Raw genomic sequence first — 25,744 nt, 5'->3', positions numbered from 1 at the left:
TTCTGTTCAATAAATTATAAGCCAAAGGATAAGCCAAATGATATGATTCTGTTTGGCGGCCAAGCACCCACATCCACCCCGGGCTCCAAGTTCGCATTTGCCCCTACTACATCCGGATCCAATCCTGAATAATTAGTTACGGTAAAGAGGTTTTGTCCGCTTACATACACGTGTAGCGAAGGTATGTGCAGCCTTTGCAAAAGATGTTGCGGTACATTATAGCCGATCTGCACGTTACTTAGCCGCAGATACGAGCCACTCTCCAACCAGCGATCCGAATCGCCCCGTACGTTAGATAAGATTCCCTTATCTACAGGAGGATCACCGGGCATTTCGGTAGCATAAGCAACTCCCAATCTTGGGAAGTCTGTCGGATTTTCAGCCGTCCAAGGTGTAATACCGCTTCGGTAGTTGGAGTACCCCATGCCGTCGAAGTCCCGGCGCATGTCATTATACAAGGTGGTGCCCACGACGCCGTAAAGTTGTAGGTTCATCGTGAAATTCTTGTAGGACGCATTCCACATGAGACCTGACGTAAATACCGGCCACGGCGTTCCCGAAAAGGTGCGGTCATCTGGGGTAATATCATTGCCCGTACCCCTGTCCGACAGATTAATATAGCGAATATCCCCAGGCTGAGCAATATCTGCCTGTGCCCGATGTGCATCGATTTCATCCTGGTTTTGGAAGATGCCGTCTGTCCGTATCACGTAATATTCGCCGATGGAGCGGCCTATTTGTGTGCGCGTATTACCCACTTGAATGTTATTTCGCTCCAGACCAGTTGCCGGATCGATACCTAGATTTCCCAGTGCTAGCACCTTATTACGGATAAAACTGATATTCCCGGTAATATCCCAATTAAATGCGCGTTCCTGCCCCTGCTGCGGACGGTAGTTTAATTGCAATTCTACGCCCTTATTTTCGATGGAGGCCCTATTGGTAAATATATCTGGGCTTATACTCCCTAGATAACCGGGAATGGGCAAAAAGAGCAATACATCCGAAGTCACCGAACGGAATGCATCGAATGTTACATTAAGTTTCCGGTCGAATAAGGTGGCATCAAACCCCAGGTTCAAGGTCTTTTTTTCTTCCCAGCGCAGATTCGGATCCACGAGATCTACCTGTAAGCCCCCTACGTAAGCGGTCTGAGCTTCTTGACCAAAAATCGCCCGCGGCGCTTGATTTATAAGACCAATATATTCGTAGTTACCCAAGTTAGCAGCACCCAACACACCGTATGAACCTCTTAATTTCAATTCCGGCAGCCAGCTCACGTCGAAGAAATCTTCGTTACTGACACGCCATGCCAATGCTCCGGAAGGAAAAAATCCCGTGCGGAAATTCTTCGAAAAGCGCGAGTCCTTATCCGAGCGGAAGGTAAAGGTGGCTAAGTACCGATCGTCGTAGGTATAGTTGAGACGGCCGAGCCAGGAATCGATAAAGTTCCGTCCCCTACTTCCAGAAGCGAACGGCATGCCCGTGGCGGAATTGACCGTGGTGAAATAGCGGTCTCCTGCAGCGAGCAGATCGGTTCTTTGGGCACCAATACCCGATGATCCGATGGTCTGCTGGGTATAACCAAACACACCATTTACCTGATGCTTGTCGAAGGTTTTGTTAAAGTTTAAGGTATGCTCGAACAGGTAACTTAAGAACTGGGAACGATTTTCTTCGATCCGCGTCGGCTGGTCGGCTTGATTCCAGTACCATATTCCTTTACCGCGCAGGGAAGTTCTCCGGTCAAAGCTGGTTTCCAGTCCAGCATTGAGGCGATAGGTCAGCCAGTCTGTAATATCGACCTCCCCATAAAGGTTACCCATCATCTTCACATAATTGTAGTCGGAATTGGTGATAGACGCCTGTGCTATCTGATTACGCGAATAGGTTCGGGCATTATCCGACCCTATTCCCCAGCCCCCGGGGTTGGCATCACTTACAAATCCTGTACCTTTGATCGGTATAATGGGTAGCATGCCAAAAGCATCATAAAATGGATTTCCCCCAAAAGCACCGCCCGAGAATGGCTCCCGTCCGTAGCTGCTGGAGATCATCAGATTTTCTCCGACACGGAACCTACCTCGAGAGGTCTCTGTATTGAGGCGTAAAGCTGCGCGATCGAATTTACGCTCGATCACCGTACCCAGATCTTTAAAGTATGATCCGGACATAAAATATTTAGAAGACTCGCCACCTCCCGATACGGAGACATTATAATCCTGTATTGCACCTGTACGGAATAACTCGTCCGCCCAGTCCACATCGGTGCCGTCGTAGTTGGCAACCGCTGCCTGCTGTGTATATCCCGCATTTTCAAAGGCCTGCCGGTTCATGTTGACATACTCCTGTCCATTCATCATGTCGTACATCTTTGGCAGGTTAACGATGCTGTATCTTGCCGAAGCATTGACCTTCATGGGGCCGGTTCTTCCTTTCTTCGTCGTGATGATAATGACACCATTCGCAGACCTCGCTCCATATATAGCCGCTGCGGAAGCATCCTTTAGCACCTGTATACTTTCTACATCATTGGGGTTGATCGTGACGTTTGGATCTGATAGCATCCCGTCGATAACATATAACGGATTTGCGTTACCATATAAGGTGCTTAGTCCTCGAATATTAATAACCGCACCTTGCCCGGGACCACCTGAGTTTCTTACCACTACACCAGAAGATTGGCCCTGAAGTGCTTCGGGTAAAGATCTGGCTACTTTGGCTTCCGTATTTTTGGTTTCAACCAGTGTTGCTGCTCCCGTAAGGTCTTTTTTACGTATAGACTGATAGCCGATCACGACGACCTCCTCGATGTCGCTTTCATCCTCCAGCAATACTACGTTCAACGTTTGATTGCTCGATACCGAAAGCTCCTGCGTTACATATCCGATATACGAAAATATAAGTATAGCTTCAGGTTTGCCCACATTTATGGTATAACTTCCGTCCGCGGCAGATACCGTGCTGTTACTTGTGCCTTTTTCCTGCACAGAGACACCGCCGACCGGGCCTCCGTTTAGGTTGGTCACAACCCCTTTTATCGGGATTGACTCCTGTACTTTTTTAAGACTTAGCGTGTTTCGGCCGCCTCCCTTGAATGCAACGGAGCGCGAAACATTCGCCTGCGAGAACGACTGCAAAACAAAAATGGCAGAAAGCAGAGCGGATACAATTGCGAAATGCTTCATAAGAATCTAAAGGTTTATATACCACAAATATAATGGGTATCAAAAACCAAAGAGATACATATCATCTCAAAAAAAGCTACATTCGTCTCATTCTACGATCAAAAAAAACCTTCCTCTACTACTGCAATAATCTCGTCAAGATCAAACGGCTTAGCTACAAAAATATCTGCACCTGCTTCAGTCGCAACTTCCCGACCATCCCTGCTAGCCGACATGCAGACAATATATGTATCTCTTAATTCCTCGTCACCCCGAAGTTTTTTGATTAAAAGATCCCCAGACACAACAGGCATCCACAGATCAACAACTATCACCGCTGGTTTCATGCGCTTGATGACATCATATGCTCTTACGCTATCATTCTCGACCACCACTTCTACTTCTGCCAGTTCGAATACTATTGTCAACATATCTGTAATGCCGGCATCATCATCACAAATAAAAACACTTTTTTTCATCATAACGTTTTAAGTAGTGGGTAAAATAAAACTAAATACGGCCCCTTTTCCGACTTCACTGTCGACCCACAGCGTACCGCCGTGCTGCAATACAATCTGTTCACTTATGTACAATCCTATACCAAGTCCAGAAAATTTCTTCTGTATACTGTCAGCACGATAAAAGCGATCAAATACTTTCTTCTGGTCTGTAATATCTATACCGAAACCATAATCCTTTACTGAAAATTTAAGATGGTCTTTCAGCGCAGCGAGATAAACTTCTACACGGTCTTTCCCAGGAGAATATTTGATCGCATTGGAGACCAGGTTACCGACCACCTGACTCAAATGACTCTCATCACCAACAAACCACGAATCAGTTTTTCCATTAATGATAATTTTATGTGTGTCACTATTGATCTGCAGATGATCTACCGTATCGCGCACCATCTTGTCAAAATCAAATCTATCATGGTGAATATCTAGCTTTCCCGACTGAATTTTTGAGACATCGAGTAATTCTGCTATTAACTTATTTAAACGCTCCACCTGCGTATCGGACTTTTCGACAATGGCCGATAAATTAGCATTATCTTTCGGCATATACCGTTTTATAAGTTGGATATATCCCTTTAATGCAGTTAGCGGCGTCTTAAGCTCGTGACTGGCTATCGATAAGAAATCATCTTTCCGTTTTTCTATCTTCCTTCGATCGGTAATATCTTCAATGGCCAATAATATCCGATCCTTAAATTCACCTTCCAGTTCTATCCGATATGCATTCAGCAACATAATCTTTTTTCCAATGTGGGGGAAATCATGTTCCACCTCAAAACCAAGTACAGGGTTATTTGAAGGAAGTATTTCTTCCAACAATTTTCTTAAATCGTCAATGTCCCATTGGCGATTTCCAAGTTCGTAGAGCGTCTTACCGGCAGTCTCAGTGCGGGTCACTTTAAAAGTCTGCAAAAACGCTTCGTTCACGGAAAGTACTTTCAGCTCTGTATCTAAAACGACTAAGCTCTCCCGTATTGTTTCCACAATACTGTTCATGTACTCTTCATTCAACCGCAGATGTTCCGTCCTTTCCGCTATCTTGCGCTCGACCGATTCCTTTTCAAACAACAATTCCTCTTCAACCTTTTTTCTCGCCGTTATATTGGTCTGAACGCCAATAAAGTGCGTCACCTCTCCCTCGGCGTTATGGATAGGCGATATAAACAATTCATTCCAAAACAGTTCGTTCGCTTTTGTATAGTTACGGATCTGGATCGTGATGCCTTGACCAGCATTGATCGCTTCACGGATCTTCTCCCGGGCAACTTGGTTGCGATCTTGCCCCTGCAGGAACCGACAGTTGTGTCCAATTATATCTTTGGATTGATATCCCGTCATCTCCTCGAACGACCTATTGTAATAAATAATCGGATTATCGGGAAGACGGTTGTCAGTAATAATAATACCAGTCGAGCTTGCGTCAAGTGCCGCATAGATCAACTTAGTCATTTCCGGGTCATCAAGATACTTACTATTTAGCATAGAATTTCGAGTATATTAGTTTTTTAGATTAACCAACTCGAAGACTATTTTGTTTTTTTTTTAAGCTTTTATAAAGCATTGGGAAAATTTCAGCTGAGAACATTGTTGGGCATACTGAAATATTATTTCGCAGAAAGCAAGCACGGCACCTCTTCGGATGCTACCTATCCAAAAAGGTAGTTTTTAACTAAATTAGTTATAGTAAGGAGGCACATCTGTATATTTGGTCCGGAGTACAAGGACCTTAAGTTGGCGCCGGTAGAATATTACAGTATGTATGACATATAGCCGCTTATATTCCAGATCAGAACGAATTGATTACATTGCTATATACGGCGAATAGCGGAATATCCGAGATTATTCTAGATTATACACAAATCTTATCAAAGTGTGATTTTAAGGTAAACTTAATTTTGCAAGACCAAAAAAAATACAAAAATCACATTATAATACGATTTTCATCGATTAGCTAAATATTTTTCCTAAATTTGATCAAGAAATCACATTATAATGTTAACTAAAGAGATAGGAACATTGATAAAAAATAGGCGTAAAGAGCTCGGAATTACGCAGCCCCGTTTGGCTGAAATAGCAGACGTGAGCATCAATACACTTTACAAATTGGAACGTGGGCAGGGTAATCCGTCTTTGGAAGTATTAAGTAAGCTTGCAGATGTCCTGGGCATGGAAATGGTCTTGCAAGTCAAAGAAAACGGGAGATAAATGAGAGCGATGGAAATATACCGCGACGGGATCCTAGCAGGGACTTTGGTAGAGAAAAGTCGTACAGCGTACGTCTTTACCTATAGTGACCTTTACTATCAGGATCAAAATGCCCGAGCTGTAAGTTTAACGCTTCCCAAGACACAAAAGGAGTACCATAGTGACCACCTCTTCCCATTTTTCTTTAATATGCTGAGTGAAGGCGTAAACCGCAAATTACAAAGCACACTACTGCGCATTGATGAAGAGGACCATTTCGGATTGCTTATCGCTACGGCTCAATATGATACAATTGGTGCAATAACCGTAAAACCCATAAGATGAATCCGGACGAATTGAAATATTGCCCAGGGACATTAGCCGAAGGATTTAGCACGTATTCTCCCGGCTGCATACGCAACGTATTTGATGGTAAGAAAGTAAACCATATACTTCCATACGATCCACCACAACAAAACGAGGACGTGGCAGCACTTTTTATGGAAAACCGCAAACGGATCTCGATCTCAGGTGTTCAGGAAAAGCTAAGTTTACGACTGGAAAAAAATCAGTTACGCCTGACAACTGACGGCGAACAGGGAACATATATCCTAAAACCTATCCCACGGGACTTAAAAAAAGTAGACCAGGTTCCGGCCAACGAACATCTAACCATGCAGATCGCCCGACAAGTATATGCTATCCCCACAGCGGAAAACGCCTTGATATTCTTCAAAGACGGGACACCTGCCTATATTACCAAGCGATTTGATGTAAGGAAAGATGGCGGAAAATGGGGGAAGGAAGATTTCGCTACCTTGGCTGGAAAAACAAGGGACAACGCCGGACCCGATTTCAAATACAACTACAGTTATGAGGGAATAGCACAATTAATACAACAATATGTGCCGGCGTGGCGGGTGGAAATGGAGAAATTTTTTTCTCTTGTCGTATTCAACTATCTGCTTTCAAATGGCGACGCGCACTTAAAGAACTTTTCGTTATTGGAATCGGTCCATGGAGATTATTTACTAAGCCCCGCTTATGATCTGATCAATACAAAGCTGCATGTTGATGACACAGATTTTGCTCTGGATAAAGGGCTATTTGCCGACAATTTCAAGAGCAGCGATTACCGGAAAAACAACCATCCTTCAAAAACTGATTTTAAAGAATTTGGCCGGAGGATCGGAATAAAGGAAAGCCGAATAGATAAATTGCTTATCCCGTTCTCTGAAAAGAAACGGTCGGTTGAAACATTAGTAAACCATTCCTTTCTAAGCGAGCCAAACAAACGGGGGTATTTGCTTATGTACAATACAAAAAGAAATTATTTGAATGCTTAATTAAAGATATTCGTGCTATTTGATCGTTGCGCTAAACAGTTGCGCTCGCTGAAGCATCCTGATAAAGGTGTCAGGTTCCTGTCTACGTGTCAATTGTCGGAGCGCACCAAGGTAATCTTTCCGAAAAACTGCAGGAATAATAATCTTGCTCTGCTCCTCGCTGACCAGTTCCGCATTCATCATGACCCTTGCCAACCTACAGTTTCCATCCACAAACGGATGTACCTCGCTGACCATGAACATCATGAAAGCAGCTTTTGCAAAGGAATGCCTAAGTGCCCTAAAGAAATCAAATACCTGCACCAGCGTTCCCCCCAAAAAGAGTCTGGTCCACAAATTCGGTGTCACCTGCGTGGTTATCGAACGCAGTGAGCTACGTAGTAAATGCTCGCGCTAAATCCCGTAAATAAAAAAAACATTAACACTTTCCCTCTTAAAACTAAAATTTTTACATATTTATATTTCCAGCAGTGAAACTTTTCATTAATTTATCTTCCCATAAAAGAAATTGCTTTGTCATTCAGACTATTTTCGATTGAATTTCTAGTAGTAGACTTTCCATAATTGCTTTTTGTAAAAGCAATTATACTTATTTTTCGCTTTTACAGTGAGCATTTTTAGATGCTAAACAAAATGTTGTACGTACTGCAAGTCAGAATAAGAGTGGAATTACAACTTAAAAGTGGAATATCACTTACCGCTTTGCTTTTTATCCCACATTACCTTTTCCTTCCACATGTGTATCCGGCCTATGAACTACAGGTCCGCTGATTTTTTGAAATTCTGAGGATAAAGATCCTTTAAGTTTTTATGGATTATTGACATAATGTTTTCCAACGTATGCTTTAACCACTCGAAAAGGTTTACCTCATGCTTTTTGCAGATAGCAAAGAACGAGTAGATCATGGCTGCCCGCTGTGCTGCTTTATGGCTTCCTGCGAAGAGGTAGTTTTTCGTCCCAGGGCAACAGGGCGAAGGCTTTAAATCTCAGTTATTCGAATTCGGCACTCATTATTAAAGTACCGTATAAGTAGTTATTTGACTCATTTCCGAACTAGATAGCTGGGCTTGCGTATTGAATTTGTTGAAAAAGGATATTACAGTAATTCTATAATCTAATTCAAAATATACTCCATCTACATTAATGGCTAAACCAAGTTTACCTGAAAATATATAATCAAAGACTTGAACTCCATTATGAATACTAGTAATTGCTCCAATAGTGACAGTTTGTTCAGTAGTAGACTCAGGAATAGCTCCCTGCAATAACCAACCGTTTCCTATTAGCGGTGGACCACTTCCCCCAATCATAGTTGTAGCCTGAAACACTCCATTTCCTGGCTGCCCAATGTTAATACTGTAGTATTCTGTTCCCTCATGATCAGTAAGTATATCACCGGCAGAATATACCCTTAATAAATTTTGTTTACTTTTTTTTGAGTTTTCATTAGTAGAATATCTGCTTTGCTAGATTGTCGGTGGCTGGCGGATTGACACGAAATACCAACTAAAGCAATCAGTATGGCATACATCATCAGTGTAGGTCTATTCAATTTCATGGTGTTTGGATTTTAAAAGTAGTCATTACAGCAGCATGGTCAGAGGGGTATTTGACCGGATGCGTATCAATGGTTTTGGAATCGATGGCTTTGAGAATATTCCCTTGGTAAAATATGTAGTCGATACGGTCCTGAAAAGCTTTTGGCAAGACTGGGCTCCAGGTAATTCCGCGCGTGACCAGTGGATCGGGATGTATTTTACGGAAAGAATCAATAAAACCCCAGCGCTCCATCAACAGGGTAGCTGGAAACGGCATGACATAACCTCCATTGAGGTGCCGGGTTTCGGGCATCCAGTCGAGATGCGAACCGGTGTTGAAATCCCCGCAGATGATAACGGGTATATCGTTCGAATTTTTGATGGCGGGACTCAATACCTTGAGGATCCCGCGCAGGATACCGGCATTTTTTTCGCCCTGAAACTGCTGTCGCCATTCCGCCGAGTCGATCGGCTGCCCTTTTTCCAGCATTGCCCAGTAGTCGAAGGGATAATTGAGCCAATTGCTGGCCACGACAATATGTTGACCGTCGACATCGATCGTGACGGCTCCGCTGTTAAATGGCTCGTATGCTTCCAGCGTATCCACAATCGGGTAGCGGCTCATAATGGACAGGTTGGTGCTCCGCAAATAAAAGTGATATCCCAGTGCGTCGGCGATCCTTGGCCCGGAACCATAGGTTTCCTGCATGGCCACAATATCCGCACCCGAATCACGGATGATATCCACGACGCGCTGGGGCCCTTCCTCTTCACCGGTTTCCTTGCCACCATGCCAAATATTAAACGTCATCACGTTGATCTGTTGTGCAACCGACTCAATGTGGAACGCCGATATAAACAGGACGGCCAATAAGCACTTGGTTATCATTGGTAAAATCATCTGTATCATTTTGCCACTTCCCAACCATAATCCATATATTCCCACGTAAAATCATCCCCATCAGCATGCACTAAGAGGTACCCCTCTTCCGTGCCGTGAAATTCTCCACCCCACCAGTTGGCGGATACGGCTCCGGCCGTGATAAATTGCACGCCTTTCACCTTGATCTCTTCATACAGGTGCTGGTGCCCCTGGAGTACAAGCTTCAAGTTGTGCCCCGCAAATAGGTCAAATATCTCCTTTTGGTTCGTAAAGGTATCCGCATCAGTATATTTACCTTCCAGCACGGGATAGTAGAGCGAAAGAAACGGAACATGCGTGGATACGACGATAGGTTGTGTATCAGGAGTATTTGCCAGCACTTCCACCAACCACTGGTGCTGCTGCTCGCTCACGCAATATTTCCCGTCGCATATTTCCGTGCTATTGAGGACAATGAAACGCCATCCTTTGTGATCGAATGTGTAATACGTATCTCCGAAAAACGAACTGAACAAACCTGCCCCATGCGGCGCACTTGGCTCATCATGCCAATACCGATCGTGGTTACCAATGGTGAGGTGCCACGGGACTGGGGAAGCGTCGATGACGGCCTTATAATCCGTGTAGAGTTTGATCGCTTGCTCTTTGCGGTCGGCTTTCATGCCATCCACATCCACATTGTCACCGCCGGAGATGATGAAATCGGCACCCGAAGCGGCTGCGGACCTCAACGCCTGTTTCAAGCCGTCTAAACTCCGGGTCTTGGGATTGGCGTTTACATGCATGTCGGTAAGGAATGCAAAGGAGAATTTTTCTTGGGCATCAACGTTACGGTGACCGGCAAGAAATAGTACAAAAAATAATAACCGAAGTACGTTCATCTTGTTTAATACATTATGTCTTTTCATCGCTATCTTACGTTCTGTTCTTACTATAAATTAATTGTAAAGACTTGTTTTGGAAACTATTAGCTGTAAAACGTTTAAAATCCTGCAATAGCTGGGGCATTTCTAGATTCATCGCATTCCCCACCTCTAAGCGGATACCGATCATAGTGCTTTTGAAGTTAACTTAAATACTCCTCTTCCAGTGCTTTTCTATCCATACTGCTCCAAATAGGTCTTTTTCCAACATAGTATTTAATGCATGTTCTATAACTAAGATCGCCGGGTGGTTCTGTGGTGTAACCGTCAGGTCTTCCAGCCACTCCCATACATCGTCTACCTTCTCCGGCATGTAGGTGGGGTTATCGTCGTAAACTGTATTAACGGATGTCAATACATTATATCCGTCACTTTGTAATTCCCTTAATACGGCGTGTGTGAGCTTTACAAACATATATACATGCTAATTTGAAATATAAACAGCGGGGGGTATTGTTTTGTTTTGTTATACCGCGTACCTTTTCCATGGAAAAGAACTACGACGCCGTTTGCTTTTACGCGCTGGGGTGAAAGATAGTCCATCATAATTTGTTGGTCCAGCAAACTACTTTTACGGCGACGTGGAGCTACCGGTGGTGGGTTTGTAGAGTTAGAACTGAAAGTCCGCTATTTTTCCTATATTTATGTCCCATTGCTGGCGCTGGTTTGTAAGCAGCCAACATAAAGTACTGGAAACATTCCAGCGCTAGCTGGGCTGGAAATGAGGGAAGAAACATAAAGCACCGGAAACATTTGCTCTGAGGTTAGTTTGTAAGCCAACATAAAGCACTGGAAACATTCCAGCGCTAGCTGGGCTTAAAAAAGTAATTAGCAACCTGAAAGAAAGTAGACGAAGCGCGTAGCTCTTAAACTGAGCGTGGATAACTAATCCAAGTCGAGATAAAAATAAAAAACTGATCCTTTTCCGACCTCACTTTTTACGAGAATCTGGCTGTCATGTAAGCGCAACAGTTCCGAAACGAGATATAATCCTATCCCAAATCCTGATATATTTTTAATTTGATCATCATCTACACGGTAAAACCGTTGGAACAATTTATTTTGATCTGCGGGAGAAATGCCTAACCCTTTATCTTTAACATAAATCTGAGCCTTACCCGCGACGCGTTCACATCCAAGGATAACTGGGCCACCCTGGGGTGAATACTTTACCGCATTACTCACGAGGTTTATCAGCACTTGACGCATTTTCTCTTTATCTGCATACACCCACACGCCCTCACTGCTTACAAGTTCAAGGCTATGCTTTGAACTGATCAAACTGGCTTCTTCAATAACCTCAAGGGCTAAATGGTCTAGCTCAAAACGCGTTTTCTGTAAATTCATTTTTCCCTCTTCAATGCGGGATAGTCCAAGATAGTCTGTTATCATGGAAATCATTCTTTTCACATACGCTTCAATCTTACTACTCATGTTAAGAAAGGTATCGTCTTGAACTGTACCAGATTTTTTGATCAAAAGCTGAGCATACAGCAGTATAGATGTTAGTGGTGTTTTCAACTCGTGACTCACCATTGCTACAAAATCATTTTTCCGCTTTTCTTCTCGCTTTCTTTCTGTAATATCACGTGCTATTTTAGAGATTCCAATGATACTACCATTATAATCTCGAATAGGCGATATGGTAAGTGATACATCTATCAGCGTCCCTGCTTTGGTAAGTCGCTTTGTTTCAAAATGCTCGACGCTCTCGCCGTTCTTTAACTTAGAAAGGATATGGAGTTCTTCATCCTTTCTATCTTCGGGAATTATTTTCATAATGGATTCCCCAACAATTTCATCAGAGGTATATCCAAACATTTTATGCGCGGCACTATTCCATGTCGTAATCTTTCCTTCTGTGGTTTTGGCCACAATGGCATCGTTTGAGGAAGCGATAATGGCTGCAAGATGTGCGTTTTGCTGATCCGCCTGGACAGCATCAGTTATGTCAAGCATGGTACCGATGAATCTGTTCAACCTTCCATTTTGATCGAAAAAAATACTACCCTGTATTCTGACCCACCGTAAATCTTCATCATATATTCTTCTTATTCTGAAGCTTATGTCAACAGGCTCGGTTGAGGAATTATTTATAATTGTTTCCGCTTTATCGTTTACCTGTGAACGGTCTGCCTCATCTATCTGCGCTAAAAATTCTTGAAAAGAAATATGAGCGTCTGGATGAAGACCAAGAATTTCTTTACATTCTGCGGACCAGTACATTTTCCCACGGCCACTGTTCCAGTCCCAGGTTCCTAATTTTGTAGAATTGATTGCCAAGCGTAATCTGGATTCGCTTTCCTGAAGCTGTTCAAATAATCTTCTGTGTTTCTCCTCCTCCATTACCTTTTCGGAAATATCCCTGGTGAAACAACGGGTGTGCACAAATTCGCCATCTTTGCGCCAAACATTTGAATTGATCAGAACATGCTTGATAGATCCGTCCTTATGTTTAAGCCGCGCAGGATAGTTATAGAGTGTATCATCATTGCCAAGACGGGTTAAAATATCGGCGATGGTTTCGGGGTCTACATGAAAATCGCTGATTGCATGTCCTACATATTCATCCTTGGCGTATCCCAATAAATTAAGCTCTGCCCGATTGGCCCAGATAATAACACCAGAACTGTTTACGCGGTGCAGCGGCATGGACGCATTCTCAATAAAATCTATTGCCTCTGCAAGATTGAATTCAAGATCTCGAGACGTTAGCTCACCACCGGAATTCACTGTACGCTTGTTTAAATCTTTCATAAGCTCGTTATAGATACCTTTTCTCGAATATAGGCGATGAAGTTAACGCTTTTTTCTGATTTCGAACGGGATAAAAGTTTATCTTTTCGCGTTTATACGTATTATTTGTCTATATGTTTCAAGAATTTATAATCTACGTAGAATGTGCCAAACCGAATAAAGCAAGATGCTAATATCATCGCTATAGTTTTCATTCTCCATTTTTGCTCTATACCGGCTACAATACTCAAATTGCTGGCGCTAACCTGTGCCATAGCTTCTCGTTCTTAAAGCTCTGCCAGTTCCAACAAACCTTTTCCTCCACTATAGTCAAGGGCGCTGCTATACTTCCAATAATGTGGTTCCGAAACAAAACCCGCTTCAACAGAATTATTGTGGATATAGTCTACTTTTTGATCGATTACATCAACATTCCAAAGCTCAATCGGTTTGTTGTGCTGCTGCCAAAATTGATAGTCCTGTCCGATTTTCCTACCCAATCGACCCATCATCCAAAGAATCCATTCTTTTCTACTCTCTTGCGTATTTTCCCGAATGGCTGACAATAGACGCTTAGCTGTAAAACGCTTAAAATCCTGCAATAGCTTCTGAGGTTCATTGCTCCTTGACCTAAATATCAAATGTACATGGCTTGGCATCACACACCATTAAAAGTAAGAGGCCACTGGAAATGAGGGAAGAAACATAAAGCACCGGAAACATTTGCTCTGAGGCTAGTTTGTAAGCGGCACATAAAGCACTGGAAACATTGCAGCGCTAGCTGGGGAAATGCAATTTCTCATAATTGGAATAGATTTTGTGTTTTTGTCCCTATGGAAGCTATATTAATACACCCTGCAAGCAAAGAACAACTGGCGGCGATAAAGGCTTTCGCCAAAGCATTAAAGATCCCATTTGAAACAAAGGAGATGGAAAACACTTATCATCCTGAATTTGTCAACAAAATCCTTCAGGGACGGGAAGATGTCAAAAACGGCAAAGGTGTGAAAATTGCCGTTGAAGATCTATGGAAGTAATTTATACTCCACAAGCTGTAGAGGATCTTAAGTACTGGAAAAAATCTGGCAATAAGTCCGATTTTCCTACCTAATCGCCCCATCATCCAGAGAATCCATTCTTTTCTGCTCCCTTGCGTATTTTCCCGAACGGCTGACAATAGACACTTGGCTGTAAAACGCTTAAAATCCTGCAATAGCTGGGATATTCATTATCCCATTTTTTTGTTTAAACCAACTTTTTTCTTTCCACAGCGACCAAAGAAAAGCAAAAAAACGTCGCTATAGTAATGTTTAATTTTGCTTTGCTCTATGTCAAAGGAGATTTTAATTCATTAAATTTGTTATTTCAATAGAATAGTTAAAGCTGAACTCTCAAATATACCTATTGCGCATATTTGAGAGTTAGACGTAATGCCATCGAATTGACCGAAATCCAGAAATTAGCAGACTACGAAAATGGAAAATTTTAGAAGAAAATATATATTTCTCATTGATGCGGTTGGGGCAACTGTTTCAATCCTTTGTCTATACCTTTTATATTCATTTGAAGAATTATTTGGAATGCCCCAAAGAGTCACCAGTATTTTTATAGGTATTGCAATTGCCTTATCAATCTACTCTTTTACTTGTTACTTTCTCCATGTGCGAAACTGGAGATTATATCTAGTTATTATCGCCGTTTTAAATATCATTTATTGCATATTTACAATTTTCCAAATAGTTCAAAATTCAAGTAGCATCACATTATTGGGGTTTATATACTTTATTGTTGAATTATTGATTATTTTAAGTGTCGCCACCTATGAACTCAAATTAACTACAAAACAACCAGCTAGCTGAATAAACAAATGCTTACAGAAATTCTAAAAAAATCGTTTGACCAATACTTCAATGCACCAATTGACGTCTGGGAAGAGTTTGCCGGATTTTGTGAACCAATCTTTTTTGCAAAAGACGAAGTGATTAAACAGCAGAACACCAAAGAAAAATATTTTTACTTCATAATTAAGGGAAGTGCAGGAGTTTTTTTGTGGAAAGAAAACAACTTTGTTTGCCTTGACTTTGCTTTTGAAAATAGTGCTTGTTGCGACTATATGTCACTACTAACAAAAGAACCAACTGAATTAGAAGTGGTAGCACTTGAAAAATCTGAAATGATTAGAATTTCAAGTACTAATTTCTATAATTTAAGCAGCAAATCAGTTGGACAAATTATTATGCAAATTACAGCCGAAGCCTCATTTGTAGAAAAGCAACAACAACAAATAGAACTCCTAACAATGACCGCAGAAGAACGTTACAGAATCTTGCAAACAAAATTCCCCAATATTCATCAACGAATTGCACAAAAGCACATAGCATCTTATCTTGGAATAACACCGCAAAGTTTGAGTAGAATAAGAAAAGAGCAAGCAACAAAACATTAATTATCGTATGGTAATAGATAAAGTATTTTTCAATCAGATCTTTGAAGAAAATAAATCTGATATGAAAATGTTTTACACGCTTTTAATTGTAGTAATTGCAACCGTTTTGTTATTAACTGCAGGAACTTTTATTAATAAAATTACGCTACAAATTCATCCGAACAGTTTTGTGAATGGCTTGGCAAAATATCAGTTTTTTGCTTTGACAGTCGGAATTTTAGCAACGATAGCTATTCTGATTTTAAATCCCGAAAGCAAACAGTTTCTAAACATAGGGCAACTTAGTAACATTGCCGAAAAAGAAAAATGGCTCGGAATAAACGGCAAATCTTCTTGGATGGTAAGCGGACTTCAATTGCTGTTATTTGTCAGTATTGCGACAGGTATTTTTATGTTCTTAGCTATTAAATACACAAACAGCATTGACAATTTTCAATGGAGTTTTATCCCTTTGGTATTGCTGTTTTCATTGACCAACTCGTTGACCGAAGAAATGATTTTCCGTTTCGGCATTGTTGGCGGACTTTTTAGCCATTATTCTAAATTGACTATATTGATTATGTCAGCTGTACTATTCGGACTACCTCATTATTTTGGAAATCCAAGCGGATTTATCGGTATTTTAATGTCAGGCGTGTTAGGTTATATTTTGTGTAAGGCTACAATAGAAACAAAAGGACTTTCAATTGCGTGGACAATACATTTTGTCCAGGACATCATTATTTTTACAGCTTTGATGATGATGAATGTTAAACAAAATACATTATGACACAGTAGACTGAAGGACAGCCACAAAACGGCTGTTCTTGACAGGCGTTCTGCCGGGCAAACTACAAGTACAATGAGCAAAGAGAAGGCATTTCAAATATGTTTATAATTGGATTTAATTGGTATTAACTATGATAATTATTGCTCAATACGGATTGATAATTATCCTATCCGTTTTTTTAGTATTTCATTTTTTAATAATACTGAAAATCATTCCATACAGTATTGTTTGGAGTGGAAGATTAAAGTCCGACAAAGAAATGTATCGCTTTGAAACTGTATCAATTTTAATAAATCTATTTTTTCTGTTGATAATATTGGTACAATCAAGTTTTTTAGCGATTGATTTTCCCCGTAAAGTAATGACAATCCTTTTATGGATTATGACTGCTCTATTTCTATTCAATACATTTGGTAACGCAATTTCAAAAGATAGAATAGAACAAAGACTATTTACACCAATTACAATCCTTCTAACACTATTTTCGTTAATTTTAGCCTTGACAAACTGACTAAAAAAGCCTTTGCTAGCGCTGGAAATGAGGAAAGAAACATACAGCACCGGAAATATTCCAGCGCTAGCCTTTAGCTTTGTAAACTGTCAGGTTTTTATGCGATTGTCGGTATTTCCCTCTCCCCAACTCGACATCAGAACGAGTATATTCTCTAAGGTCTTTCCCTTATCCGACAGTTCATACTCCACTCGCGGTGGAACTTCCGGATACGCAATTCTGTTGATCAGGCCATCCCCCTCAAGTTCTTTTAGCTGATTAATTAGCATCTTTTCAGATATTCCAATCACCTTTCTTTTCAGTTCACCGTATCTTAGTTTACCGTTATCCAGCAAAAAACCCAAAATACTTAGCTTCCATCTTCCCGACAATACCGAAATCGTATATGCCATGCCGCAATTAGTCTCTAATTTTATTTTATTAATGGTATTACTGGAACTCTGTTTTCTCATTTTTAACTTTTTTGTTAGTACCAGACTATTTGGTACGTACTTGTCTATTATAAAAGTACAGAATACTTTAGTAAAAAAAAGAGATTATGATTATACAAATTATTCACTGGGCCGCATTTACGTATTATGTATACCTATTTGGGTACGCGAGTCTTTTCAAAGTTTTTAAGAAACAAAGTATGATGGATGGAATGAAAGATTTAGGTTTCAATGAAAATTGGACGTTATTTATTGGCTATGCCGAGCTTCTAGGTGTGGTCGCTTTAATCATTGGTATATTCCATCATGAATTCAAAAATGCTGCTGTAATATGGCTATTCCTGTTTGCTGTAGGAGCTTTAATGGTTCATTTTGCGCATCATGATTACCAATATTTCTACAGTTCATTGTTCGGGTGTATCGCCGCCGTAGTTATTTTATATACCGATAAACATTTTACCTTAGTTTTATAATAAAGGATGCTCGCCTGGTGTCGTACCAAAATGCAGCTTGCCTACGATCCGTACAACTCCTTTATGGCGCGAGCATAAGCAAAGCGCTGCTCGTGACCTTACTTAAGCACGGGCACCGTTACACTGATGCTCGCGCTAGAGGAGCTTCCATATGTACATTTGATCTAGGTACAGATCAAAAACTAATTATTCTTGACTTGAGTACAAGTCACACCGGGGTCCGGCAGCATCTATCAGTTGCTTCCGGATTAGCACATGATTGCAATAGTTTGGTAAATCCGACAGTGAGGAAACGAGGTTTTTCTTCTGCTTTTCTCCTAACCAATAGGCAACCATCTTCGCCCCTTATATAAGGATTGCCTTAGTATTATCTTAGTCGTATCTTAGGGCTATCCAAGAAAAGGTGAGGTAGCGCCTAAGCAAAGGTAAAGCAGGGGTAACGAGCACCATGGCTCTAACCGAACGGAATGAGCTCCTACGAAGTAAATGCTCCCCTTTTGATTTGGGCGGAGGATAATCGTCGCATTATCTTCGAAACTATCTCGATTGTCAAATACATAACCCGAGGGACTTACAATTTTATAGAGTGCGTCAGGATCAATATCCTGAGCAAAAAGGGTTGAGATATGAATAGAGAAAATCAGGATGGAAAAAAAAGTATGAATAATATGCATTCGTATAGGTAATAAACAATCTTTATAATAATTAGAGCCTGTTCAAAAAGCTATTTTGTGCAGGCTCTAATGTATCGCTCCGTGGGTTTAGTAGGTGTATCCGATATTAGGGAACTGACTTTGTGCCTGTTTCCACTCACGTTCCCAGTTATCGTTCCATCCGAACGCGATGACGGCCTGATTTTTCAAATTTACTTTTGCCGCACCGCTCCAAAAATGAATAAACTCACCAAAACTCATATCTCGGGTGTAGGTTCCGCTCGAATTCTGCGGAAAGCGATCAGATAATAATTTAAAATACCGCTGTAACACTTCGGTTTTCCCATAGTTCGTATAAATCGGCCAAAACCAATTTTTCAACCAGGCAGTTCTTTCACTCGGAAAATCATCAGTTTTGTTGATATCATTGTTGTAAATACGTGCAGCTTCCTCGGGCATACCAATATTCATGTAAATATCATAATTGATGATTTCGGCTATTTTACTATCTCCCCACCACTTTCGAGAGGGCGATCCGCTCTTACCATGCGATACGAATTCGATATGGTGGATAATCTCATGCGCAATGATATCGATATTCCAACCTTCCTTATTCACCCAAGCATCCTCTCCCGAAGAGCCTATATCAATTCCGCTTATGTAACCATGGTCGGGATTGTCGTAGAAGAAGGGGTGGCCTCCGCCATATTTATTTTTATGAAAAATGCCATACAGCCGTCTATCCTTCGCATTGCCATGCAAATCGCCATAGGTTTGAACCACGTAGCTCCATACCTTTTTAGTAAAAGGCGCAATCCAACTGATATTTCGTGGCATCTCGTTATCATAATAGATCGCGACAGAATCATCGTAGTACACGCGCGACACCAACTGACGGTGTTCCAACCAAAATTCTTGTATTGTTTCAGGAGGTATATTTTTCTCCGGTTTTTCCTCTTCTATTTTCTTGTCATCCTGTGATACAGCATTTTTACTACATGATAAGGTTGCTGCCAAGACAAGTAGCGCTATCCAAATTTTTAAATTCATCTCTTGATTTTGGTTTTAATTTTTAAAAAAAGTTCAGGTTAGCCAAATGTGTAAATGGCAAGTTGTTAAAATTCTTGACGATTGTAACTTTAACCTGTCGTGCCTCATGCGATGTGTTAAAAAACTGGCGCTGTATATCACTTGTATTATTGAGCGATACAGTACCTACTTCGGTCCATTCCGCATCAGCCTGTGTACGCGCTTCTATCAGTATAACCTCGGGCCGCCCTGAAGTGGAGCCAGGTCTACCGACAACACTGATCCCCCGCAGCGTTTTTAATTCCCCCATATCAAAGGCTAGGTAGTGAGGTGCCGGTGCAATTCCACCATTCCAGCGGGTGTGCCAAAACGTGGAAAAATCATCATCCAAGACAAAGACAGCTCGGCCGTTATTTGGTCCCTCGCCACTTTCTTCCTCAGAAGACATCCCACTAATTTGCCAGTTACTGCGGTCGAAATCATCAAAATCAGCTAGGTTAAGTGATGATCTCACCTGATAATACGCTGTTGCCAGATTACGATTGATTTGGGCGTTACCACTTATCGCACGGATGGAGACCGGTAAAAGGTAAGTTTTGAACAGATCCATCCCCTTAGACGGATTTACCGAAATAGACAACGGCTCTGTCGAAACCGCATTCGTTGCAATAACAGCTGTTAACGTCGCCAATTCATAGCATTCTTCCGGCAGAATCTCATACTCGGTACCGTTTACTCTATTGTAGGCTGTTACCGAGTCTGCCTGCACTTCAAAATGAACGACGATACCTTCTGAAGGATATTGTCCGCCACCGCCGAATCCGGCTCCATAGGTTATTTTATAAACAGTATCCTTATGTGTAAGTGCTTTTACAACCGGGCTTACAGCCGCAGGCATGTACACTAAATTGTAGTCGTCTATCTCAGCCATCTTGGGTATATTTATTTTCTCACACGACGACATACAGACGAAGAGGACCATGATTAGGCCATTTATAATAATTAACTTCATTTTTTTATCCATTTAGTTTTACCAACCTGGGTTTTGCACCAAAAGCAGACCTCTGTCCATTTCATATTGTGAAAGTGGGAACCAATAATAGGCCTTCCGCCATGCGTAGTTTGCTACGACCCTACTCTTATAAAAATCGTTACCATCACCGTCGATATTCATACCATGCTGATCTCCCATCACGCTTTCCACAATTTTCCACCGGCGTACATCAAACCAGCGATGGCTCTCGAATGCCAATTCTACACGACGCTCATCCCTAATTTTCTGGATGAGTTCCGTTCCTGCTGGCGCCGGAAGGCCGGCTGTCCCGTATTCAGGAATTCCGGCACGCTTACGGACAAAATTTAGATAGATTAAGGCCTCCGCATCATTTGCACCATACTCCGCCAATGCCTCCGCGTAGTTAAGATATATCTCTCCCAATCGCATTAAGACATAAGGTCTACTTGCGCTAACACCTGTAAGTCTATTCGTTTCTGGCGACACACCTTTCAACACGAGGTACCCCGTATGTGAGTAATCTTCACCTCCATTTCGCTTCCCATCTCTTCCCGAATAATTGAGTTCGACGGTAATGGGATCTCTAGTGATATTTCCGCCTTTGTACGTGGTTCCTTGAAATAAGATGGAAGCATAAAACCTTGGTTCACGGTTCAAGTACATATTATAAATTCCGTCCGTAAATCCGTTGCCTTCATACAGATCAGATTCGCGGATCGATTTTCCATCTTTCATAAAATAAGCATCTACCATCTCTTGGAGAGGAGCTACACCATTCCATCCTCCGGCAGAGCGCAACGAACAGTTATAATCCCAATTCCATAAGCCATTATTTTTCCGCGCAAATATCACCTCTGAATTCCATGGGTTCAGCAATACGCCACGGTAAGAAGCTACTGGGTCTTGACTAGGGTCTTCGTAAAGCCTGTAGGTCTTGAGATCAATTACCTCTTTGGCGGCATCGGCTGCCCGTTTCCATTTCTCTCTATCATAAACCTGAGAAATGAGCTGTGTCCCGTCCTTATTTCTAAAAGAGGCCTGCTCCGTATTTCCATTATACTGGGGACTAGCGGCATAGAGCAACAAACGTGCTCTAAAAGCCAAGGCAGCTCCTTTTGTAGCGCGGCCGAAATCACGTTCATGACTATTCACGATCGGCAATATCTTTGCTGCTTCGGCAAATTCGGCAGCAATATACTCCACACATTCATCAAAACTTGCACGTGCCCGCTGGATGTCATTATTTGTCGCATCGGCCGGAATTTCGTTATCACCCAGCAAAATACATGGACCATACTGCCGCAAGATCAAAAAATAATACAGGGCTCTCAGGAATCGGGCTTCGCCCTTATACTGGTCGATGAGCCACTGCCCATCGATATTCAATATTTCGGTGTTTCCATCGATATGATTCATAAAGTAAGTAGCCGAGCGTATACCATTGTAGTATCCCTGCCATTTATAAAAGGGACTGCTGCCTGGCGTCCAATTTCCAATATTAAGTTGGTAGATCGTCCATTTAGCCCATGCGATATGAACTTCATCGACATTACCTATCCAGGGGTGGCCATTCCACTGATCACTTTCGTCCGGAACGGAATTATAGATATTGGCAAGGAACTCTTCCGTCGGCCTCTTTTTTTGAAATACTTCTTCAATAGTCTGCCGATCGTCAGGCACCTGATCTAAAAATGAATCACAGGCCTGAAATACAGACAGAAATACAAACAAACAAAACGTATTAAATATCTTTTTCATTTCATTTAGGTTTTAAAAACGACAATCTATGCCAATATTATATGTTTTCACCAACGGATACATAGCTCCTTTACCATCCCCCAGTTCGACATCCCACAACTTAAAGCTGCTAAATGTCGCCAAGTTGTATCCAATGCCATATATTCTGAAATTCTGAAGTCCGATTTTGTTCATCCAACCTTTATCTTTAAACGTATAGCTGACCTCCACGTTTTGCAGGCGGAGGAATGCACCATTATTTATCCACCAACTGCTGTTTTCGTAGTTGCTATTGCTTGTAGAAGGATAAGTAAGTCTTGGATAAGTCGGGTTTGAAGGATTCGTCTCCGGTGTCCAACGATCAACAATATCACTAAATAAGTTACCACGTGCCCCCTCCTTTTGAAAAGGTTGCATCCCTTCTCCATTTGTAGATATATCTACATTACTAATACCTTTAAACCAGAGCCCAAAAGACCAGTTTTTGTAAGTAACCGATGGGCCAAAACCATACACAATTTCAGGCATTGAACCATAACCTATAGGTGCCTCATCGTACGAATCGATACGACCGTCGCCATTCAGATCCCTATATTTGATATCGCCCGGCTGAATATCACCCGTCTGTTGCGGACTATTGGCTATTTCTTCTTCCGATTGGAACAGACCTAGTGCTATTTTACCGAACCGCTGTCCAAACTTTCGTCCGATACGTTGTTGCCAAGGATATGGCCATAGCGCATTAGAATCTTCCTTAATCGTAGCACGGTTCCAAACCATATTTCCCCTGAACTGAAGAAAAAGATCTTGGCCAACAGCTTTTGAAAATTCTACTGTTCCATCGATACCGTGATTGAAGATAGCCCCCAAGTTACCATAAGGACGGTTTCGAATCCCAGTATAGTTGGGTAAGTCGCCGCGTTGCAAAAATATACCCTCCCTATTCTCCAAGAAATAATCCGCGATGACCGAGAGTCCCCCTCCAAGCGTTTTTAATTCGATACCAAAATTGGCTTTCTTTGCTTCCTCCCAAGAGACGTCAATCGGATAATCCCCAATATCAAGACCGTTAAAAGAGTTATTCGTAGTTTGACCAAAAGAATAGCCAGTGGCCCCCATCACGGTAGCCAAATAACCAAACCGACGACCACCAATGTTGCTGTTACCTACAACACCGTACGATGCACGTGCTTTCAGCAGCTGTACATATCTACTTGCCTGTTCAAAGAAGGGCTCGTTAGATACAACCCAACCCAGTCCGTAAGAAGGAAAGAAACCAAAACGACTTCCTTCTTTAAAATTCTCCGCACCGTTGTATCCGATATTAAACTCCGCCAAGTAACGGTCGTCGTATGCATAAGTAAATCGGGAGACGACACCTTGCAGTCTAGATGGAATTGACGAGATAAAGTCGCCGGCAAATGCGTCGACAAAATCCCGCTGGTTGTATAAAAGCATACCCGTTACATCATGTTTACCAAATATCTTTTGGTAATTCAATCCCGATTCCATATACAATTGACGATTCCCTCCATTAGTACGTCCATACCCCAAATAGCTAGATCCAATCCGCGTCTGTTCAAACACCAGTTCTCCGTTATTGTCTCGGTGTGTCGCAAAGTGAGTATCCACCGTCTTTGTTCGTGAGATCTGATGCGCGTTATAGTTATCGAATGAAAACATGCCGTACACACTTAATCCTTTTAGCATAAAATCCAATGGCTGAGTCACCCGAATGTTTGACCATAATTGGCTATTGATGTTATTGACATACCCACTTTGCGTCAGCATTTCATATGGGTTGCGCACCTCACCACGGGGCATCGCGATGTGTCCATTCGAATACCTAACCGGTATTATCGTGGGAGGCATAATGAATGCCGCATCCCAGATATCACCCGCGCTCGTACCCGGATAATTACCATTTGTAACAAAGCCCATCGCGCCGAAATCGACTTTAGTATCTTTAAACAAGATCATGTTAAGATTACTTGTAAAATTCAACCTAGTAAACTTTATTTTAGAATTGTATTGCGCCAGTTCATCCGTTTTGTAAAGTCCGTTTTCATCGTAATAACCTACAGATAAGTAGTATTTTGCCCTTTCCGTTCCGCCATTCATATTAACGTTAGCTCTTCTATTCTGCCCAAAATCATTGAACATTTCGCCAAACCAATCGATGTTTGGATTCAAATCCGGATCAATACCGTTCACCGTATTTTGTATTTTTTCTTCGCTGTAGAGAGGCAGTCTTCCGGGGTAGGAATTCGCATACGCTTCGTTAGCCATCTGGAGGTAGGTCACGCCGTCCGCAAATTCAGGAACTTTTGTAAACTGTGTGATTCCTTGATTGTACTGTACGTTGACCTTTGCTTTACCGGCATTACCACGCTTTGTTTCAATGAGGATAACACCATTGGCGCCACGCATACCGTATACAGCAGTCGCCGATGCATCTTTCAAGATTGTAAAATTGGCGATATCTTCCGGATCAATATTATTGAAAGAACGTTCGACTCCGTCCACCAAAACCAATGGACTGCTACTGGTAAAGGTAGATATACCGCGTATATATATATTAGATGCATCATACCCTGGCTCTCCGCTCCGCTGTACACCGATAACACCCGCCACACGTCCTGCTATCACACTAGAAAGGCTCCCGACGGGTTGCTTCAAATCTGCGGGTCTAATCGATGATTGGGCACCAATAGATGTGATTTTCTTTTGTGTGCCATACCCTACTACGACGACCTCATCCAGGGAAGAAGAATCGGGACTTAGCGTAATATTTATAATCGGAGAATTCGTAATCGGTATTTCGAGTTCCTTATATCCCACATAACTAAATACCAATACCCCATTCAACCGTCCAGTTTCTATAAAATAATCACCGTCTTTATTCGTACTGGTTTGCTTCTTTACATCTTTTAACTGTATAGAAACACCCTCTAGCGGTATGTTATCTGGATTCACTACTTTACCTCTAAGCACCACGGTATCTTGTCGCTCTATGGCCTTCAATGTGCTTTTTCTTTTATACAACGTGATTAAATTATCTTTAATGTTATATTCTATAGCTGCCTGATCAAAGACGTGCTGTAATACCAGCTCAATTTTTGTATTTCGGAAGTTCACATTTTGTCGACGGAAATTCTTAAGGTCTTCGGAGTTATACATAAAACTATAATCCGTCTGCTTCTGGATTTCCTGAAGAATTTCAGCTATAGAAGCTTGATCTTTTTTAAAAGAGAATGTCTGTGCCCTTGTCGTTGCCCATATTTGAGACGACACAAGGAAGAAAATAAGGCAAGTGACTGTTTTCTTAAACAGCGAGCTTAAGCATGTACTTTTTGTCTTCATTTATTTAATACCATTTTTAGT

23 protein-coding genes and 1 pseudogene are annotated in these 25,744 nt (G+C 41.7%); 7 read left to right on the top strand and 17 right to left on the bottom strand.

Annotated features, from left to right (window positions below; translation table 11 throughout):
• Positions 1-14: 14 nt before the first annotated feature.
• The 3 genes from C4F40_RS00420 to C4F40_RS00410 form a co-directional block, all read right to left on the bottom strand.
• Positions 15-3,188, bottom strand: coding sequence for a SusC/RagA family TonB-linked outer membrane protein (locus C4F40_RS00420; protein ID WP_196937397.1), 3,174 nt, complete (start codon positions 3,186-3,188; stop codon positions 15-17).
• A gap of 98 nt (positions 3,189-3,286) precedes the next feature.
• Complete coding sequence (locus C4F40_RS00415) at positions 3,287-3,649, bottom strand: response regulator (protein WP_231389872.1); 363 nt, start codon at positions 3,647-3,649, stop codon at positions 3,287-3,289.
• Positions 3,650-3,655: 6 nt separating this feature from the next.
• Complete coding sequence (locus C4F40_RS00410; RefSeq protein WP_196937395.1) at positions 3,656-5,167, bottom strand: PAS domain-containing protein; 1,512 nt, start codon at positions 5,165-5,167, stop codon at positions 3,656-3,658.
• A gap of 510 nt (positions 5,168-5,677) precedes the next feature.
• Here C4F40_RS00410 and C4F40_RS00405 point away from each other — a divergent pair.
• Genes C4F40_RS00405 through C4F40_RS00395 form a run of 3 tightly spaced genes read left to right on the top strand, consistent with a single transcriptional unit; the run spans position 5,678 to position 7,215 of the window.
• The gene (locus C4F40_RS00405) at positions 5,678-5,890 is read left to right on the top strand and encodes a helix-turn-helix domain-containing protein (RefSeq protein WP_196937394.1); all 213 of its coding nucleotides are present in this window, start codon (positions 5,678-5,680) and stop codon (positions 5,888-5,890) included.
• 9 nt (positions 5,891-5,899) lie between these two features.
• The gene (locus C4F40_RS00400; RefSeq protein ID WP_196937393.1) at positions 5,900-6,214 is read left to right on the top strand and encodes a HipA N-terminal domain-containing protein; all 315 of its coding nucleotides are present in this window, start codon (positions 5,900-5,902) and stop codon (positions 6,212-6,214) included.
• A complete protein-coding gene (locus C4F40_RS00395) occupies positions 6,211-7,215 on the top strand; it encodes a type II toxin-antitoxin system HipA family toxin (RefSeq protein WP_196937392.1) in 1,005 nt (334 codons plus the stop codon). The genes C4F40_RS00400 and C4F40_RS00395 overlap by 4 nt, the downstream gene beginning before the upstream one ends.
• A 15-nt stretch (positions 7,216-7,230) precedes the next feature.
• Here the strand turns inward: C4F40_RS00395 and C4F40_RS00390 are convergent, their stop codons facing one another.
• From C4F40_RS00390 to C4F40_RS00355, 8 genes and pseudogenes are all read right to left on the bottom strand, one after another.
• On the bottom strand, positions 7,231-7,563 hold the full coding sequence (locus C4F40_RS00390) for a Fic family protein (RefSeq protein WP_196937391.1): 333 nt from the start codon (positions 7,561-7,563) through the stop codon (positions 7,231-7,233).
• Positions 7,564-7,971: 408 nt separating this feature from the next.
• Positions 7,972-8,175, bottom strand: a pseudogene (locus C4F40_RS00385) (IS66 family transposase); the annotation flags it as partial.
• 54 nt (positions 8,176-8,229) lie between these two features.
• A complete protein-coding gene (locus C4F40_RS00380) occupies positions 8,230-8,526 on the bottom strand; it encodes a hypothetical protein (protein ID WP_196937390.1) in 297 nt (98 codons plus the stop codon).
• A 244-nt stretch (positions 8,527-8,770) separates the two neighbouring features.
• Entirely contained in the window at positions 8,771-9,655 is an 885-nt protein-coding gene (locus C4F40_RS00375; RefSeq protein WP_196937389.1) for an endonuclease/exonuclease/phosphatase family protein, read from the bottom strand.
• A gap of 5 nt (positions 9,656-9,660) precedes the next feature.
• Positions 9,661-10,545 (bottom strand): metallophosphoesterase family protein, encoded by an 885-nt coding sequence (locus C4F40_RS00370; RefSeq protein WP_196937388.1) that lies wholly within the window; start codon positions 10,543-10,545, stop codon positions 9,661-9,663.
• A 163-nt stretch (positions 10,546-10,708) separates the two neighbouring features.
• Positions 10,709-10,975: a hypothetical protein gene (locus tag C4F40_RS00365; protein ID WP_196937387.1), complete on the bottom strand. Its 267-nt coding sequence runs from the start codon at positions 10,973-10,975 to the stop codon at positions 10,709-10,711.
• A 470-nt stretch (positions 10,976-11,445) separates the two neighbouring features.
• Positions 11,446-13,317, bottom strand: coding sequence for a PAS domain-containing sensor histidine kinase (locus C4F40_RS00360; protein ID WP_196937386.1), 1,872 nt, complete (start codon positions 13,315-13,317; stop codon positions 11,446-11,448).
• A 266-nt stretch (positions 13,318-13,583) separates the two neighbouring features.
• Complete coding sequence (locus C4F40_RS00355) at positions 13,584-13,955, bottom strand: hypothetical protein (protein ID WP_196939313.1); 372 nt, start codon at positions 13,953-13,955, stop codon at positions 13,584-13,586.
• A gap of 174 nt (positions 13,956-14,129) precedes the next feature.
• Here C4F40_RS00355 and C4F40_RS00350 point away from each other — a divergent pair, with 174 nt between their 5' ends.
• From C4F40_RS00350 to C4F40_RS00340, 3 genes are all read left to right on the top strand, one after another.
• A complete protein-coding gene (locus C4F40_RS00350) occupies positions 14,130-14,333 on the top strand; it encodes a DUF2683 family protein (RefSeq protein ID WP_196937385.1) in 204 nt (67 codons plus the stop codon).
• An 830-nt stretch (positions 14,334-15,163) separates the two neighbouring features.
• The gene (locus C4F40_RS00345; RefSeq protein WP_196937384.1) at positions 15,164-15,742 is read left to right on the top strand and encodes a Crp/Fnr family transcriptional regulator; all 579 of its coding nucleotides are present in this window, start codon (positions 15,164-15,166) and stop codon (positions 15,740-15,742) included.
• A 7-nt stretch (positions 15,743-15,749) separates the two neighbouring features.
• Positions 15,750-16,511, top strand: coding sequence for a CPBP family intramembrane glutamic endopeptidase (locus C4F40_RS00340; RefSeq protein WP_196937383.1), 762 nt, complete (start codon positions 15,750-15,752; stop codon positions 16,509-16,511).
• 600 nt (positions 16,512-17,111) lie between these two features.
• Here C4F40_RS00340 and C4F40_RS00335 read toward each other — a convergent pair.
• Positions 17,112-17,474: a winged helix-turn-helix transcriptional regulator gene (locus tag C4F40_RS00335; RefSeq protein ID WP_196937382.1), complete on the bottom strand. Its 363-nt coding sequence runs from the start codon at positions 17,472-17,474 to the stop codon at positions 17,112-17,114.
• An 86-nt stretch (positions 17,475-17,560) separates the two neighbouring features.
• Here C4F40_RS00335 and C4F40_RS00330 point away from each other — a divergent pair, with 86 nt between their 5' ends.
• On the top strand, positions 17,561-17,926 hold the full coding sequence (locus C4F40_RS00330) for a DoxX family protein (protein WP_196937381.1): 366 nt from the start codon (positions 17,561-17,563) through the stop codon (positions 17,924-17,926).
• Positions 17,927-18,315: 389 nt separating this feature from the next.
• Here the strand turns inward: C4F40_RS00330 and C4F40_RS00325 are convergent, their stop codons facing one another.
• The 5 genes from C4F40_RS00325 to C4F40_RS00305 form a co-directional block, all read right to left on the bottom strand.
• A complete protein-coding gene (locus C4F40_RS00325) occupies positions 18,316-18,600 on the bottom strand; it encodes a hypothetical protein (protein WP_196937380.1) in 285 nt (94 codons plus the stop codon).
• An 87-nt stretch (positions 18,601-18,687) separates the two neighbouring features.
• Positions 18,688-19,629 carry a hypothetical protein gene (locus tag C4F40_RS00320; RefSeq protein WP_196937379.1) on the bottom strand — a complete coding sequence of 314 codons (942 nt, stop codon included), beginning with the start codon at positions 19,627-19,629 and terminating at the stop codon, positions 18,688-18,690.
• A gap of 22 nt (positions 19,630-19,651) precedes the next feature.
• The gene (locus tag C4F40_RS00315) at positions 19,652-20,620 is read right to left on the bottom strand and encodes a BT_3987 domain-containing protein (protein WP_196937378.1); all 969 of its coding nucleotides are present in this window, start codon (positions 20,618-20,620) and stop codon (positions 19,652-19,654) included.
• Between the two features lie 18 nt (positions 20,621-20,638).
• Complete coding sequence (locus tag C4F40_RS00310; protein ID WP_196937377.1) at positions 20,639-22,381, bottom strand: RagB/SusD family nutrient uptake outer membrane protein; 1,743 nt, start codon at positions 22,379-22,381, stop codon at positions 20,639-20,641.
• 12 nt (positions 22,382-22,393) lie between these two features.
• A complete protein-coding gene (locus C4F40_RS00305; protein ID WP_196937376.1) occupies positions 22,394-25,723 on the bottom strand; it encodes a SusC/RagA family TonB-linked outer membrane protein in 3,330 nt (1,109 codons plus the stop codon).
• Positions 25,724-25,744 lie beyond the last annotated feature (21 nt).

It is taken from the genome of Sphingobacterium pedocola, assembly GCF_015209965.1.
Lineage (GTDB): Bacteria > Bacteroidota > Bacteroidia > Sphingobacteriales > Sphingobacteriaceae > Sphingobacterium > Sphingobacterium pedocola.
Note: the sequence above shows the minus strand (reverse complement) of the source record. Positions and strands in the feature narration are given on the sequence as shown.